A 15,890-nucleotide genomic window follows, 5' to 3' on the forward strand; every position below is an offset into this window, starting at 1 on the left:
GCGGGCTGGCCCGACGCGGTGATGGACACGGTGTCGCCGTCGCAGCTCATGCCCTCCGAGATCCAGAGGATGTGGATCTCGTCGAAACCTGCCCGTTCACCGGCGCCCTGGGGCTCCCGGCTCACCTCGCTGGTGCCGCTTTGGACGGTCATGTGCTCGGCCTTCCCTGGAGACGGTCGCGGAGCCGGTCGTAGGCGGCGGCCACCGGGCCGAGCACCGTCAGTGCCGGGGGATGGTCGGGTGCGTTCGGGTGGGGCCGGGTCGGCGCGCTCCGCTTGGCCTGATCGAGGAGCCGGCCCAGCTCGTCCAGGTCCTGCTGGGAGAGGCGTGCGCGCAGCTCGGGCATCAGCTCGCCCTCCTCCTCGCGCACATGCTCTTCGACCTCCCGCCTGAGCTGGTCCATGAGGTCGCTCTCGCGGTCGTCTCCGGCGGGCAGCTTGTCGAGAGCATGCAGTAGCTTCTTGACGGCCATGTGCTCGCTCAGGTGCTCGTCGATCCGTGGTGCACCGTCCGGGAGGAGTTTCTTGGCCATCGGGTAGACCATCATCTCCTCGAGCGCCGCGTGCTTGGACAGCTCGCGGATGGTCAGCTCGATCACCCCGCGTCGCTGGGTCTCGGAGGCCGCGGCATGGTAGTCGCGGAACAGCTGTTCCACCATGCGGTGGTCATGCTTCAGCAACTCGATTGCGTCCATCGCACCCTTCCCGGTCAGGGCCGTCCGTCCCTGCACCAGGGTCACACCGGTCGTCCGGGAACGCCCCTTTTTGCCGGGGCAGTCGAGTGAGCGGCGCCGGTCGTACGGGGACTTCGGTGCGGTGAGGAGGGCCGGGAGGCGCCTGGCTGCCGACGCTGTCCAGCACGGCGGTCCCTGCCCGTTCATGGGTGCGGGGCGTCGACACCAGCCACCGGAGGACCGCGGCGGTCCGGTGGTCCGGCGGTCCGGCGCACCGTCGTCACCCGGTGTTTGGCCGCTCCCGGCCGGTGGCACTCGTGGCAGCGGGCAGCCGGTACGAGTGCGGGAGGCGACGATGGGGACACCGGGCGACGAGGCGTCACCGGGTGCCGGCCGAGTGAGCGACGCCGCGAGCCGTCTGGGACAGGACGTCGCGGAGCTGGTGCGCCGCGAGGTCAGGGCGATGCGGCACGACTTCATGGCCGGCCTGCGCAGGTTCGGGGCGGGTGGGGCGCTGTTCGCAGGCGCGGGCGTGTGCGGGCTCCTGGCGCTGTGCTCGGCACATGAGACCGCGCTGCGCGGCCTGGAGGCTGTCATGCCGCGCGTCCGGGCGGCCGCAGTGCTCACCGGGGTGTACGGCTGCGGCGCCGCGGCCCTCGCCCTGGCGGCGTGCAACCGCATGAACGCCGCCGCCGACGCGACCGCCGACACTCTGGGCAAGGAAGCCGAGAAGCTGGACTCGGCATCGCCGACGCCGGAACCGGAGGCGCCCGATCCGGGCGCGTGAGCCGCCAGTCGCCGACCCTCCGGCGGTCCACGGGCCGGCGCACCGGTCGCCGGCTGTGGCGGGGTGGCGGGCGCGACACGTGGTGTGTGCTCGGCGTGGCCGCCACACGGTAGGGCGAGAGCCCGACCTGACCTCCATCGCCGGACCAGCCCAGTGCCCCGGCTGCTCCGAACACGAGCAACAGCAGATGCCGCACACCCATACGTCCGGCGGCCCGGCCCCGCTCCCCACGTCCCATGCCGGATCATCGTGCCGTACCCCGTGTAGCGGGTTCACCTACGTCTGGCGCGTGAGACCCCCCGTGACTGCCCGCCACCCGCGCCGTCCGCCGAGGGCACGGGGCTTGCGTCGGCGCACGGGCTCAGTCCTCCGCCAGCAGATTGCGCACCGCGGCATCCAGCTCGGCGGGCGTGGTGCCGCCGACCATACGTACGATTCCGTGTGCGTCGACGAGCACGTTGGTCGGGACACCGCGGATCCCCAGACGGGCGGCATACCTGCCAGTGGTATCCAGGAGCACCGTCGCACCGATGTCCCACACGGCCGCGAAGTCCGCCGCCTCCGCCTGCGGGGCGGTGTTCTCCCATACATTGATCATGATCACGTCCAGCCCGGACCGGGCCGTACGGCGGCGCAGCTTCTCCAGGATCGGCGCCTCCGCGTTGCACGGGCCTCACCAGCTCGCGAAGAAGTTGATCACATACTTCTTCTCGGACCACTCCCGCGAGGTGCGGATACGGCCGCCGCGCAGATCCGGCAGCTCGAAGCCGGGCAGCGGCCGGCCCACCAGCGGGTGCTCCGCCGAGGGCGCGCGCCCGCCGGGCAGCCAGGGCCGGTCGACGAAGCTCAAGGTGCCACTGCCGGCGTTCGACACCACCAGGGTGCCGGCGACCGGGTCCAGGGCGCAGTCGCCAGGAGCGTTGCCCACCATGATCCGGTGGCTCTCCCGACCGCTACGGGCATCCAGGACGCTGACCGTTCCCGCACCACGGTTGCAGACGTAGAGCCGGCGGCCCGCCGCGTCCACGCACATCCCGACCGGTGCGCGCTCCACCGGGACCTCGTCGAGCACGGCACCGCTGCGGAGCGACACTCTGCTGATCGTGCCGTGCAGCGAGTTGGCCACGTAGAGGTGACCGGCGGCCGGATTGGTCACGACCTTGCAGGGCCCCTCGCGCACCGCGATCCGGCCCAGTGGCTCCAGTGTGTCCGTGTCGAAGACGGTCACCGATCCGGCAAGGAAGTTCGCGCAGTACCCACGGCCGGAGTCCGGGGCGACAGCGATACTGCCCGCACCGAGTTCCGCCGGGACGGTTCCCCGCACCGTGAGGCGGTCGGTGTCGACCACGGTGATCGTTCCGCCGCCGGTGTTGCCTACGAAGAGCCGACGCCGTCCGGGGTCGTGGCCCAGCCCGGCGGGGTAGGCGCCGACCGGAATCCGCGCGATCCGGTCGCCGCTGTCGGCGTCCAGCACCGACACCGTGTCCGAACGCGCGTCCGCCGTGAACAGGCGCCCGGTCGGCTCATCCAGCACGATCGGGATCGGCTCGCGTCCCACGGCCGCCCGCCACACGGGAGCAGCCCGGTCGAGATCCAGTGCCGTGACCGCGTTGCCACGGGAACAGGCCACGAACACCCGCCGCCGGTCCGGGTCGATCACGACCGCCTCCGGCCCCTTTCCCACGGGGCAGTGCATCCGGACGCCATGGGAGTGGTCCACCGCGCACGCGGGGCCCTGTGCCGGCGTGTGCCGCTGCTCCATGTGCACTGGGTGTGCCCCGGCACACCGGCCTAAACGCCGATGTGCCGTTTTCACGCGATCGCACGAGGCCGTTCCAGGCTGAGCGCCCATCAACTGCGAGTCACGCCACGACCGTGCCGCCGACCTCCAGGAATCCGTCCGCACATTCGGAGAGGCGGGGTAGGCCTCGAACAGCTACCGTGCGATGGCACCTGGTCGGCCAGTGACCGTCCCAAGCGCCTGGAGCGGCCCGGCAGCCCGGTCCCTGTCTCTGTGTGGAGTGGAGAGGTTTCCCGTGTCCAAAGCCGCGCGTCTCGCTTCCTCGCGGGGACGGGGCAACAGACGCACAGCAGTCCGGCGGACGGCGACGCCACGACCGCAATGCCGCCCCGACGCACGGCCGTATGTGCTCCTCCGCCCAGTGCCTCACACGAGCGGGTGTGTGCTGACGCGGGTGCTGACACCTGGGCGTGGCGCGCCGTGCTGAGTGTGCCGCTGGCCGTGCTGGCTGCGATCGCCAATGCTCTGGCTTCCGTGCTGCAGCGCAAGGCCGCGCGGGAGCGCCCGGAGAGCGAGAGCCTCAATTGGCGGCTGGTGTGGAGCTTGCTGCACCGGCGGGTATGGTTCGGCGGCGTTGCTTCGATCATCGCCGGCTTCCTGCTGCAGGCCGCGGCGCTGAGCCACGGCCAGCTCTCGGTGGTGCAACCCGTGCTCCTTCTGGAGCTGCCTGCCACTCTCGTGCTGTCGTCGCTGGTCTTTCACAGCCGACTCGGTGTCCGGGAGTGGGCGGCATCGGTGGCGATGATCGCCGGCTTGGCAGGGCTGTTGTTCTTCCTCTCCCCGGCTCACGGTTCCACGGCACACGCCACCGCGCTCAAGTGGGCGCTCGCTTCGGGGCTGAACGTGCTGGTGGTCGCCGCTGTGGTGGTATGGGCCCGCTTCACCGGCGCCGGCGCCCGCAAGGCGGCGCTGCTGGGCGTGGCGACCGGCTGCGGTTTCGGCTTCACCGCCGCGCTGATCAAGGGCGTGACCGTGGAGTTCACCCATGGCCTGGGTGCCGTGTTCACCAGCTGGCAGCTCTACGCCATGATCGTGGCCGGTGCCGGAGCGATGTTCCTGTTGCAGTCGGCGATGCAAGCAGGGCGCCTGCTGGCCAGCCAGCCCGCGCTGACGATGTCCGACCCGGTCGTTGCGATCCTCTGGGGCGTCCTTGTCTTCGGTGAAGCCGTCCGTGGCGGCCTCTACATCGTTCTGTCGGTCGTGGCGGCCGGCGTGGTGGCCGCCGCCGTCATGGTGCTGACCCGTTCCCCGCTTCTTGCCGGCGAGGCCGGGCAGGAGGAACAGCAAGACGCCCGTGCCGGTCCGGAGGCGTAGCCGTCGGCCGGGCAACAGGGCATGCCCGAAGGACGTGAGGCCGCCGCCGACGGCGAACGTCAACGGTGCCTGGTCTTCAGCAGCATGACGACGAGGGCCACAATCAAGATCGCGAACATGATGACGAACCAGGGGAAGATTTCTTCCACGCCCGCCGCTGCGCAGAGGGCCTTTCCGCATACGAGGTTCATGGGGATCGCCTTCTTCTGGAACGTTGCCGGCTGTTCCCGGCGGCCCTTGACGCCTTCCCCCTGACAAGGGCGGCAGGTCCCGGTCCTATCGAAGCGGCTTGCGTGCGACGCCGATGGTGAGGCCCATGGCGATCAGTCCCAGGAGCGCTGTGACGCCGCCGATCCAGCAGTTGTTCCAGACGATGCCGGCCCGTGCACCGTGGGTTGCGGTGACGACCCACGGAGAGATCACCAGCCAGATGCCCAGAGGTGCGACCGCCCACGCCACGCGGAACATCCGCTCCGGAGCGAGGGCCATGCCCAGTCCGATCAGGCCGACGGTGATGCCGACGATCAGGTTGCTGACCGTGATGTTCGGCTGGCCCGAGAAGTGCACCACCCACGGCGAGATCGCCGCGTACACGCCCGCCAGAAGGATCAGTCCCTCGACGGCGATCACCCTGCCGCTGGACGCCGTACGTTCCAGCCGCTCACGCATCTCCGCCATCTCCGGGTGTGTGGTCATGCCCGTGGCGTGCTGCGGATACGACATTGCTGTCATCTCCTCTCCATGGAGATGAATATATGCTTTTTATTCGGTTTTCCCGATTGGGGTTATTGATTCAGTCTCCTGTGATCCCTTGATGTGATGTGCATCACTGAAAGTGGGGCTGTGGGTGCCCGCGTTCGCACCCGTGCGCGTCGTGCGCCGACTGCCGCGGGCCTGAGGGTGGTGGCGCCGCCCGCACGGTTTACACGGGCCGTTCACGGGTCACTCATCGTGGCGGCGAAAGTGCGTCCGAGGGAGCAGACATGCCACTGGTGGCCGACTTTGTCCTGCAGCGTCTGACCGAGTGGGGAGTCGAGCGGGTCTACGGCTATCCGGGTGACGGGATCAACGGGCTGGTCGGTGCTTTCGACCGGGCCCAGGGGCACCCGGAGTTCATCCAGGTAAGGCATGAGGAGATGGCGGCGTTCATGGCGTGCGCCCACGCCAAGTTCACCGGGGAGGTGGGCTGCTGCACCGCCACCTCCGGTCCCGGCGCGGTCCACCTGCTGAACGGGCTGTACGACGCCAAGCTGGACCATCAGCCGGTGGTCGCGGTGGTGGGGCAGCAGAAGCAGCTGTGCCTGGGCTCCCACTACCAGCAGGAGATCGCTCTGGAGCAGCTGTTCGCGGACGTCTCCGAGTTCTGTCAGATGGTCACGCATCCGGCGCAGGCACGGCACGTGATCGACCGGGCGTTCAAGACGGCACTGACCACCCGTGGTGTCGCCACGGTCATCATTCCGGAGGACGTGCAGGAGTCGGACGCGCAGCCGTCGCCGCCGAAGACGCACGGCGCGGTCTTCTCCAGTGTCGGCTGGAGCCGTCCCCGGGTGCTGCCCGACGAGGGCGAGCTGCGCAAGGCGGCCGACGTGCTGAACGCCGGCAGCAAGGTCGCCATGATCATCGGCCAAGGCGCCGCCCACGCGGACAGCGAGGTCGTTCAGAGCGCCGAACTGCTGGGCGCCGGCGTCGCCAAGGCGCTGCTGGGCCGTGAGGTGCTGCCCGATGACCTGCCCTTCGTCACAGGCCCCATCGGCCTGCTCGGCAGCAAGGCCAGCGACAACATGATCCAGGGATGCGACACCCTGCTGATGGTCGGCACCAGCTTCCCCTATGCCGAGTGGCTGCCGGACGAAGGCCAGGCCCGGGGCGTCGAGATCGACATCGACGGGCGGATGATCGGCATCCGCTACCCGATGGAGGCCCATCTCGTCGCAGACTCCAAGGAGACGCTGAAGGCGCTGCTCCCGCTGCTCAAGCGCAAGGAGGACCGCAGCTGGCGGCAGAAGATCGAAAAAGATGTCGCCGAGTGGAACGCGGTCTGCGAGAAGCGGTCCGACCAGCACTTCGGCGGGAAGATCAACCCGCAGGCCGTGGCGGCCGAGCTGTCGCCCCGGCTGCCCGACGACGTCATCCTGACGGCCGACTCGGGTTCGGGAACGAACTGGTGGGCGCGTCATCTGAAGCTGCGCAAGGGCATGCGGGCCTCCCTGTCCGGGACGCTGGCCACGATGGGGCCGGGCACGCCGTACGCGATCGCCGCACGCTTCGCCTACCCGGACCGGCCGGTGATCGCCTTCGTCGGCGACGGAGCCTTCCAGATGAACGGCATGAACGAGATGATCACGATCAAGCGGTACCTGGACCGGCTGTCGGGACCCGCGCCGTTCGTCTTCTGCGTGTTCAACAACCAGGACCTCAACCAGGTCACCTGGGAACAGCGGGCCATGGCCGGGGACCCGAAGTTCCCGGGCTCGCAGCACATCCCGGACGTCCCGTACGCCAAGTACGCCGAGCTCCTCGGTCTCAAGGGCGTGTACTGCGACAACCCGAAGAAGGTCGGCGACGCCTGGGACGAGGCGCTCGCCAGTGACGGCCCGGTGGTGCTGGAATTCAAGGTGGACCAGGAGATCGCGCCGATCCCGCCGCACATCATGACCGAACAGGGCAAGAAGGCCGCCAAGGCCGCCGTGCACGATCCGGAGAGGGTGGGCATCGCCACCAAGGGTGTGCGGCAGAAGCTCACCGAGTACGCCGAGCGTCTTCCCGGACGCCACCATGGGGACTGACACAGGGGCCCCCGTCCTGGCCGGCCCGGCCCCGGCCGAGTGCTGTGTCGACGCGGTCGACGTGCACGCCTTCGAGGTGCCCACCGACGGCCCGGACGGCAAGGAGCAGGACGGAACGCTGGACTGGGAGTCCACGACCATCGTGCTGGTCCGGGTGCACGCCGGCGGGCGGACCGGGCTCGGGTACACCTACGGGGACGTGTCCGCCGCCGCGTTCGTCGAATCCATGCTGGCGCCGGCGATCAAGGGCCAGGACGCGTTCTCGCCCCCGGCACTGTGGCAGCGGATGGGCGTGCGGATCCGTAACGCCGGGCGCCCGGGGGTCGGAGCCATGGCGGTGTCCGCGGTCGACGTGGCGCTGTGGGACCTCAAGGCGAGGCTGCTGGGGCTCCCGCTGGTCCGCCTGCTCCCGGCCCATCACGACCGCGTGCCCGTCTACGGCAGTGGCGGCTTCACCAACTACTCCCTGGACCGCCTCACCGACCAGCTCACCGGATGGGTGGACCAGGGCATCCGCCGTGTCAAGCTGAAGACCTCGCGCCGGCCCGAGCGTGACCCGCTCCGGCTGACCACGGTGCGCAAGGCGGTCGGTGACGAGCCGGAACTCTTCACCGATGCCAACGGGGCGCTCGGCCGCAAGGAGGCGCTGTACTGGGCGCGCCGCTTCCACGACGAGTGGGACGTGCGCTGGTTCGAGGAACCCGTCAGCTCCGCCGACCTGGACGGACTGCGCCTGCTGCGCGAGCGCGGACCGGCGCGCCTCGAGATCGCCGCCGGCGAGTACGCGTACACGATGCGGGACTTCGTCAACCTCGTGGAGGGTCCCGCCGTGGACTGCCTCCAGGCGGATGTCACCCGATGCGGCGGCATCACCGGTGTGCTGGAGGTGGCCGGGCTCTCGGCGGCCCGTGACCTCGACCTGTCGGCGCACTGCGCCCCGGCGATCTCCGCACACGCCTTCTGCGCCGTTCGACGGCTGCGGCACCTGGAGTACTTCCACGACCACGTACGGGTCGAGGACCTGCTGTTCGACGGCACCCTGTCGCCCGCGGACGGCGCCCTGCGGCCGGACACCGCCCGCCTGGGGCTCGGCCTGGACGTCAAGTGGGCCGACGGCGAGCCCTACCGCGTGTACGGGGCCAGGCCGGCCTGATCAGGCTCGCGAAGGAGAGATGAGGACCCGATGGCGAAGGCAGCACGGCGGGCGACGCGCGAGGTGCCGACCAAGACCCACCCGCAGATCGCGGGCCCGCCCCGTGCCCGGCAGACCCTCGACGTCGGCAGGCTGGAGCGAGCCCTGCGCAAGGCGGTCGACGGCGAGGTCCGTTTCGACACCGCCTCACAGGCCCTGTACGCCAACGACGCATCCAACTTCCGCCAGGTCCCCATCGGCGTCGTCATCCCCAGCACGCTGGACGACGTCGTGGCGGTGCACAAGGTCTGCCACCGCTTCGGCGCACCGATCCTCAATCGCGGGGGAGGCACGAGCCTGTCCGGCGAGACGGTCAACGAAGCCGTCGTGATCGACCACTCCAAGTACCTCACCGCCATCGGGGAGCTGGACGCCGACCGCCGCCTGGTCACCTGCGAGCCAGGCGTCATCAACGAGGAACTGAACCGGCACACCGGCCGCCACGACCTCGTCTTCGGACCCGACCCCTCCACGCACTCCCGGTGCGCCATCGGCGGCAACATCGGCAACAACTCGTGCGGCATCCACTCCGTGCAGTCACAGCTGTACGGCCCCGGGCCCCGCACCAGCGACAACGTACACGCCCTGGAGATCGTCACCTACGACGGCGAGCGCTTCTGGGTCGGCGTGAACGAGGAGCAGGACCTCGACCGGATCATCGCCGACGGCGGTCGCAAGGGGGAGATCTACGCCGCGCTGCGCGACCTGCGCGACAAGTACGCCGACCAGATCCGGGCCGGCTTCGGCCCGGCAGAGCAGGTGCCGCGCCGGGTGTCCGGCTACAACCTCGACGAACTCCTGCCCGAACGCGGCTTCAACGTCGCCCGAGCCCTGGTCGGCACGGAGAGCACCTGCGCCACCGCCCTGCGGGCCGTTCTCATGCTCACCCCCGCGCTCCTGCAGCGCACCCTCGTGGTCGTGGAGTACGACGACCTCGCCGATGCCGCCGAGCACTGCTCGGAGATCGTCGAGCGGTTCAGGCCGATCGGTCTGGAGGCCCTGGACGACGAGCTGATCCAGGACCAGCAGCTGCAGAACATGAACGTGGAGGACATCAAGGAGCTGCCCCGCCTCGGTGGAGGGGCCTGGCTCCTCGTCCAGTTCGGCGCGGACACCCCCGAGGAATCCGTCGCGCAGGCGCACGGTTTCGCGCGGTGGCTCACCGAGGACAAGGGGTACGAGCGGGACCGCGTCCGGATCGCCGGGAGCAAGCAGGAAGGCGGCACCAGCGAGCACCTGTGGGCGATCCGCGAGAGCGGCCTGGGATCGACCGCGTTCCCACCCGACGGGAAGGACCACTGGCCGGGATGGGAGGACTCCGCGGTCCCGCCGGACCGGATCGGCGAGTACGTGCGGGCACTGCGCGAGGTGATGGACCGGCACGGCATCACCGGCGCCATGTACGGCCACTTCGGCCAGGGCTGCATCCACAGTCGGCTCAGCTTCGACCTGCGCAGCGCCGAGGGCCTGGCCACCTACCGGGCGTTCCTGGAGGAGGCCGCCGACCTGGTCGTCGCGATGGGCGGCTCGGTCTCCGGGGAGCACGGTGACGGCCAGCAGCGCGGTGAACTGCTGGAGAAGCAGTACGGGCCCGAACTCCTCCAGGCCATGCGCGAGTTCAAGGCCATCTGGGACCCGCAGGGGAAGATGAACCCCGGCAAGGTGGTCGACCCCTACCCGATGGACGAGAACCTGAAGCTGGGCACCGACTACAACCCGCCGAGGATCAAGACCAAGTTCGCCTACGAGGAGGACGGCGGGGACTTCGCGCACGCCGCCCTGCGGTGCGTGGGGATCGGCAAGTGCCGTGTCCCGCAGGCCCAGACGACGATGTGCCCGAGCTACCAGGTCACCCGGGAGGAGAAGCACACCACCCGCGGCCGTGCCCGGCTGCTGTTCGAGATGCTCCAAGGCGACGTGATCACTGACGGCTGGCAGTCCCGAGAGGTCGCCGACGCCCTCGACCTGTGCCTGGCCTGCAAGGGCTGCACCAACGACTGCCCCGTCAACGTCGACATGCCCACCTACAAGGCGGAGTTCCTGCACCATCACTACAAGTCGCCGCGCCGCCGACGCCCACGCTACGCCTACGCCTTCGGGTTCATCGACCAGGCCGCCCGGATCGCCTCACGCGTTCCGGAGATCGTCAACTTCGTCACCCACACCCCCGGACTGTCCCGCCTCGCCAAACTCGCCGCGGGCATCGACCGCCGCCGACCGCTGCCCCGCTTCGCGCCCATGACGCTCCAGGAGTGGTTCACCCGGCGCGGCGGTACCGCGAATCCGACAGGGCGCCCCGTCGTCCTGTTCCCGGACACCTTCAACAACCACTTCCACACGCAGGTCGGCGTCGCCTGCGTGGAGGCCATCGAGGCCGCGGGCTGGCGGATGATCATGCCGGAGCAGCACATCTGCTGCGGACGGCCCCTGTACGACTACGGATTCCTGGACACCGCCGAACGCTACCTCCACCGTGTGCTGGACATCCTGCGGCCCCACATCAGGGCCGGCACACCCGTCGTCGGCATGGAACCCAGCTGTCTTGCCGTGTTCAAGGACGAGCTGCCCAAGCTGCTCCCGCACGACGACGACGCCGAACGACTCACGCGCAACGCCTACCACTTCGCCGAGTTCTTCCAGGCCTTCGGCATCGAGCCTCCCGCCCTCGAGGGCAAGGCACTGATGTGGGGCCACTGCCACCAGCGCGCCACCGGTGGCATGAGCCCGGAGCAGCAGCTGCTGGAGAAGATGGGCCTGGACGTCGAGAACCTTCAGGGTGGGTGCTGCGGCCTCGCCGGGTCCTGGGGCTTCGAATCCGGCAAGTACAAGATCTCCATGGACTGCGGCGAACAGGCTCTCCTGCCCGCGGTCCGCGAGGCCGACAAGGACTGCCTGGTGGTCGCCGACGGCTTCTCCTGCACGACGCAGATCAAGGACGCGCGCACGGGACGACAGGCCCTGCACGTCGCCGAAGTGATGAAGATGGCCCGCGACAAAGGCGCCCATGGCCTCTCGGGACGGCCCGAACGCGGCACGGCACCGCGGCCGGCACCCCCATGGCGTCGACGGGCACTTCGAGTGTCCGCCGCTGCCGCGCTCGCGGCCGCGTTCGCGGCACTCGGGATGCGCGCGGCACGCCATTGAGAACCCGGTCATCACGGACCGTGCCCTCCGCCACTCCCTCCGTGACCTCTCGTGGCGCGCCGGGGACTCCAGCGTCCCACGGCTGACCCGATCGGGCCGCAGGCCACGGTCAGGCCAGGTCCGAGCCGCGAAGCAGGAGTTGTGCCACCGCGATGCCGGCCACCGCGATCGCCGACCGGAACGGCCAGCGGCTCTGGGTCACGGACGACAGAGCTGTACCGGCGATCGAGATGATCCCGGCCGCCGCTGCCAGTGCCCAGTCCGAGTGCGCCACCGCCCCGGACGGTCCGGCGGCGAGGACGCCCACGGCCGCCAGCATCAGGAAGGGGGCCAGCCAGCGGCAGGCCGGACGGCCCAGCCGCTGCGGCAGCCCTCGCACACCGGTCGCGAGGTCGGCCTCGATGTCCGGAAGCACGTTGACCACGTGCGCGCCCACACCCAGCAACGCTCCCGCCGTCACCGCCCACCAGGCGGGTCCGGACGGTGACGGCAGACCGAGGGTGACGAAGGCCGGCAGCGAGCCGAAGCCCACGGCATAGGGCAGTGGTGAGAGCACTGTGCGCTTCAGGCGCAGGTTGTAGGTCCATCCGGCGGCCACCATGCCCGCCAGGTGTGCCGCCGCCGCGGCGGCGCCGCTCAGCAGCGACAGCGGCACGCACAGGGCCAGGGCTGTCCCGGCCGCGACAGCCGCCATGCGGGGCGGGAGTTCCCCGGTGGCCGCCGGCTTGTCGCGGCGCCCGCAGGCTGTGTCGCGCTGTGCGTCGGCGGCGTCGTTGCACCAGCCGATGGAGAGCTGACCGGTCAGCACGGCCGCGGCGACTGCCGCCGACCCCGCCGCCCCGCGGCCCGCCGCGACCGCCAGGGCTGTCACGAATACCGTCACGGCGACCGCCGGCTCCAGATGGCAGGAACGCAGCAGCGCCGGGAGGTAGGTCGTGGTGCGGGCGAGAACCCCAGATGGGTGGAGAGACACCCCTGCAAGGTAATGGGACATCCAGGACGAGGAATGCATGAGCGACATGCGTGTTCCTGTGATCGTCGACCGTGTCCCTTCCAGGCCGCCCGCCGCGCCGTGCCGGGCAGCCGTGCCCGCCGCCGCGACCACGGTCGCCGCCGTACGTACGGCGCTGCCGCCCCACCGTTACGCACAGGACGAGCTCACCGAGGCGATCGGCGACCTGTGCCTGCCCCCGGGGGCGGACCGCGCCCTGCTGCGCCGCCTGCACGCCTCCGCGGGCGTACGCACGCGGCATCTCGTCCTGCCGATCGAGCGGTACGCCGCTCTCGGCGACTTCGGGCAGAGCAACGACGCCTGGCTGGCGGCGGGCCTGGAACTGGGCGAGGAGGCCCTCACCAGTGCGTTGAAGGAGGCGGGGCTGGCGCCCGCCGATGTCGACCTGCTGGTGTGTGCCTCCATCACCGGCGTGGCCGCCCCGTCGCTCGACGCCCGGCTGGCCGGACGCATGGGGATGCGGCCTGACGTCAAGAGGCTTCCGGTCTTCGGCCTGGGCTGCGTGGCGGGCGCCGCCGGCCTCGCCCGGGTGCACGACTATCTGCGCGGTCATCCCGACGACACCGCTGTGCTGCTCACGGTCGAACTGTGCTCGCTGACGCTGCAACAGCGCGACGACTCCCGCGCCAACCTCGTCGCGGGCGCCCTGTTCGGTGACGGCGCGGCAGCACTCGTCGCACGCGGCGATCGCGGTGGTGGCTTCCGCGGCGGCGAGGCGCACAGGACGGCCGGCCCCTCGGTGGTCGCCACGCGCAGCCACCTGTACCCGGACACCGAACGGCTCCTGGGGTGGGACGTCGGCGCCGGCGGGTTCCGCGTGGTGATCGACGCCGGTGTCCCCGGTGTCGTCCGGGACCACTTCGGCCGGCACGTGCGGGCCTTTCTGGCCGAGCACGGCCTCACTGCCGACGACATCGGGACCTGGGTGTGCCATCCGGGAGGCCCCAGGGTCCTTTCCGCCGTGGCCGACACCCTCGGCCTGCGCGGCGATGCCCTCGACCGGGCGCGGTCCTCACTGGCGACAGCAGGGAACATGTCCTCGGTCTCCGTCCTCCACATCCTGCAGAGCATCCGGGAATCCCGCCGTCCCGATCCCGGCACCTGGGGCGTGCTGCTGGCGATGGGGCCGGGACTGTGTTCCGAACTCGTCCTGCTGCGCTGGTGAGTGATCCTCATGCCCTGGTACCCGCTTGTCGTCCTGGCCGTCGCGGCCGAACGTGTCGCCGAACTCCTCGTGGCCCGGCGCAACGCGGCCTGGACCCGGGCCCGCGCCGGTGTGGAGCATGGCCGTGGCCACTACCCGGTCATGGTCGCCCTGCACACGAGCCTGCTGGCCTGCTGCCTGCTCGAACCCGTGCTCGCCGCCCGGCCGTTCCTGCCTGCCCTGGGCTGGCCCATGCTGGGGCTCGCCGTGTCGGCCCAAGCCCTGCGGTGGTGGTGCATCACCACACTCGGACCGTACTGGAACACCCGGGTCATCGTCGTTCCCGGAGCACGCCTGGTCGGCACCGGCCCCTACCGCTTCCTGCGCCACCCCAACTACGTCGCGGTCGTCGTGGAGATCGCCGCCCTGCCCCTCGTGCACTGCGCGTGGCTGACCGCCACGGTGTTCACCGTCGCCAACGCGATGCTGCTCGCCGTCCGTGTCCGCTGCGAGAACACGGCCCTCACCCGAGCGGAGCCGGCGTGAGCGGCGGCCACGATCTGTTGATCGTCGGAGGCGGACCCGCCGGCCTCGCGACCGCCCTCCACGCCGCGCGCGCCGGTCTCGACACCGTCATCGCCGAACCACGGCGGGCGCCCGTCGACAAGGCGTGCGGTGAGGGCCTGATGCCCGGCGCCGTTCGCGCCCTCACCCGCCTGGGCCTTGACGTCCCGGGCCACCCCATCACCGGCATCCGCTATGTCCAGGGACTCCGCCAGGTCCAGGCCGCGTTCCGGCACGGCCCCGGCCTCGGCGCGCGCCGCACCGACCTCCACAACGCCCTGCACCAGGCCGTGCTGGACGCGGGGGTGCCCATGCTGCGCATGAGGGTCGAAGACGTACGGCAGGACGCCACCGGCGTGACCGTCCCCGGCACAGGACTGCGCGCCCGATGGCTGGTCGCCGCCGACGGCCTCCACTCACCCGTGCGCCGCTCCCTCGGCCTGCAGACGCCGACCCGCGGGCTACCCCGATACGGGCTGCGCCGGCATTACGCGGTGCCCCCCTGGTCGCCGTACGTCGAAGTGCACTGGGGACAGCACGCGGAGGCATATGTCACCCCGCTCGGTCCCGAACTGGTCGGCGTCGCCCTGCTCACGGCCCAGCGAGCCCCGTTCACCACCCAGTTGGAGAGCTTCCGCGCACTGGCGACCCGCCTCCCGCGGGAAAAGGCCGTGACCGCGGTGCGAGGCGCAGGACCGCTGCGCCAAAAGGCCCGCGCTCGCACCCACGGGCGCGTCCTGCTCGTCGGTGACGCCGCCGGATACATCGACGCACTGACCGGCGAAGGCCTCTCCCTCGCCCTCATCGGCGCGGAGGCCCTGGTCGCCAACCTGAGCCGCAGTACACCGAACCGCTACGAGACCGACTGGAGCCGAGCGACCCGGCGCCACCGGCTCCTGACCGATCTGCTGGTCAGAGCCCGTCAACGGCCCGCACTCGCCCACCGCATCGTCCCCACGGCCGCCCGCCTGCCACGCCTGTTCACGACAGTGGTCAACGCACTGGCGTGAACCCCGCCATCGCCGCCCAAGGGCCCCCGCCACCCGTCGCCCGGCCGGGCCGCAAGACCTCCGCTGCCGCCCTCATCCGCTTCCTCGTCCCCCATCTGGTGGGCCGCCTGCCCGCCTCGTCGGGCGGCTCACCGCGGTCTGTGGCACGCTCCTGGAAGCGGGGTCGGCAGAGGCCAAGAGTCGCCAGGCAGCCGGGAGCCGGGCGGAAAGCCCGGGGAAGCGAAAGCCCGCGCCTCCTGAGGCGGTTGCACCCGTCACACCCGGCCACCCGTCACACCTGGTCACCCGTCACACCCGGTCACGGGGTAGCCGTCGGGCCCCGGCCGGGCAGTGCGGCATCGCCGATGCCACTCGACGCGGCGAGCGAGCATCTCCGCTCCGGGTCTCCGGCCCGGCGGGACCGGCGCTGCGGCCGGCACGGCAACCGGGCCCTGGGCAGACACGGAGTCGGCTCATACGA

The 15,890-nt window shown here is 70.7% G+C and carries 13 protein-coding genes and 2 pseudogenes; 8 read left to right on the forward strand and 7 right to left on the reverse strand.

The features are described 5' to 3' along the window. Positions 1 to 152 (reverse strand): annotated as a pseudogene (locus tag ABZ484_RS18305) (hydrogenase expression protein HypE); the annotation flags it as partial. After that, positions 149 to 694, reverse strand: a complete 546-nt coding sequence (locus tag ABZ484_RS18310; protein WP_358866911.1) for a hemerythrin domain-containing protein — start codon at positions 692 to 694, stop codon at positions 149 to 151. The gene ABZ484_RS18310 and the pseudogene ABZ484_RS18305, both read right to left, overlap by 4 nt. 334 nt (positions 695 to 1,028) lie before the next feature. Between ABZ484_RS18310 and ABZ484_RS18315 the strand changes: the two genes are divergently transcribed. After that, positions 1,029 to 1,460: a phage holin family protein gene (locus ABZ484_RS18315; RefSeq protein WP_358866912.1), complete on the forward strand. Its 432-nt coding sequence runs from the start codon at positions 1,029 to 1,031 to the stop codon at positions 1,458 to 1,460. Between the two features lie 361 nt (positions 1,461 to 1,821). On the opposite strand, the pseudogene ABZ484_RS18320 reads toward ABZ484_RS18315, so the two are convergent. After that, positions 1,822 to 2,121, reverse strand: a pseudogene (locus ABZ484_RS18320) (TlpA disulfide reductase family protein); the annotation flags it as partial. Positions 2,122 to 2,133: 12 nt separating this feature from the next. Next, complete coding sequence (locus ABZ484_RS18325; protein ID WP_358866913.1) at positions 2,134 to 3,144, reverse strand: PQQ-binding-like beta-propeller repeat protein; 1,011 nt, start codon at positions 3,142 to 3,144, stop codon at positions 2,134 to 2,136. A 546-nt stretch (positions 3,145 to 3,690) separates the two neighbouring features. Here ABZ484_RS18325 and ABZ484_RS18330 point away from each other — a divergent pair. Continuing rightward, a complete protein-coding gene (locus ABZ484_RS18330) occupies positions 3,691 to 4,575 on the forward strand; it encodes a DMT family transporter (protein ID WP_358866914.1) in 885 nt (294 codons plus the stop codon). A 59-nt stretch (positions 4,576 to 4,634) separates the two neighbouring features. On the opposite strand, the gene ABZ484_RS18335 is transcribed toward ABZ484_RS18330, so the two are convergent. Both ABZ484_RS18335 and ABZ484_RS18340 read right to left on the reverse strand, forming a co-directional pair. Next, entirely contained in the window at positions 4,635 to 4,766 is a 132-nt protein-coding gene (locus ABZ484_RS18335) for a hypothetical protein (protein WP_358866915.1), read from the reverse strand. 85 nt (positions 4,767 to 4,851) lie between these two features. Next, positions 4,852 to 5,298, reverse strand: coding sequence for an SPW repeat protein (locus ABZ484_RS18340; RefSeq protein ID WP_358866961.1), 447 nt, complete (start codon positions 5,296 to 5,298; stop codon positions 4,852 to 4,854). Positions 5,299 to 5,558: 260 nt separating this feature from the next. Between ABZ484_RS18340 and ABZ484_RS18345 the strand changes: the two genes are divergently transcribed. The 3 genes from ABZ484_RS18345 to ABZ484_RS18355 are packed head-to-tail and all read left to right on the forward strand — an operon-like array spanning position 5,559 to position 11,700. Then, positions 5,559 to 7,364 (forward strand): thiamine pyrophosphate-requiring protein, encoded by a 1,806-nt coding sequence (locus ABZ484_RS18345; RefSeq protein WP_358866916.1) that lies wholly within the window; start codon positions 5,559 to 5,561, stop codon positions 7,362 to 7,364. Beyond that, on the forward strand, positions 7,354 to 8,517 hold the full coding sequence (locus ABZ484_RS18350) for an enolase C-terminal domain-like protein (RefSeq protein WP_358866917.1): 1,164 nt from the start codon (positions 7,354 to 7,356) through the stop codon (positions 8,515 to 8,517). Before ABZ484_RS18345 ends, ABZ484_RS18350 begins: the two co-directional genes overlap by 11 nt. Positions 8,518 to 8,547: 30 nt before the next feature. After that, positions 8,548 to 11,700 (forward strand): FAD-linked oxidase C-terminal domain-containing protein, encoded by a 3,153-nt coding sequence (locus ABZ484_RS18355; protein WP_358866918.1) that lies wholly within the window; start codon positions 8,548 to 8,550, stop codon positions 11,698 to 11,700. 109 nt (positions 11,701 to 11,809) lie between these two features. Here ABZ484_RS18355 and ABZ484_RS18360 read toward each other — a convergent pair whose 3' ends face one another. Further along, on the reverse strand, positions 11,810 to 12,673 hold the full coding sequence (locus tag ABZ484_RS18360; RefSeq protein ID WP_358866919.1) for a UbiA family prenyltransferase: 864 nt from the start codon (positions 12,671 to 12,673) through the stop codon (positions 11,810 to 11,812). Between the two features lie 46 nt (positions 12,674 to 12,719). Between ABZ484_RS18360 and ABZ484_RS18365 the strand changes: the two genes are divergently transcribed. The 3 genes from ABZ484_RS18365 to ABZ484_RS18375 are packed head-to-tail and all read left to right on the forward strand — an operon-like array spanning position 12,720 to position 15,430. Continuing rightward, positions 12,720 to 13,877, forward strand: a complete 1,158-nt coding sequence (locus ABZ484_RS18365; RefSeq protein ID WP_358866962.1) for a 3-oxoacyl-[acyl-carrier-protein] synthase III C-terminal domain-containing protein — start codon at positions 12,720 to 12,722, stop codon at positions 13,875 to 13,877. Between the two features lie 9 nt (positions 13,878 to 13,886). After that, on the forward strand, positions 13,887 to 14,402 hold the full coding sequence (locus ABZ484_RS18370) for an isoprenylcysteine carboxylmethyltransferase family protein (RefSeq protein WP_358866920.1): 516 nt from the start codon (positions 13,887 to 13,889) through the stop codon (positions 14,400 to 14,402). Beyond that, complete coding sequence (locus ABZ484_RS18375) at positions 14,399 to 15,430, forward strand: NAD(P)/FAD-dependent oxidoreductase (RefSeq protein WP_358866921.1); 1,032 nt, start codon at positions 14,399 to 14,401, stop codon at positions 15,428 to 15,430. The genes ABZ484_RS18370 and ABZ484_RS18375 overlap by 4 nt, the downstream gene beginning before the upstream one ends. Positions 15,431 to 15,890 lie beyond the last annotated feature (460 nt).

Origin of the sequence: Streptomyces sp. NPDC006393 (assembly GCF_040628575.1) — a bacterium.
Classification (GTDB): Bacteria; Actinomycetota; Actinomycetes; order Streptomycetales; family Streptomycetaceae; genus Streptomyces.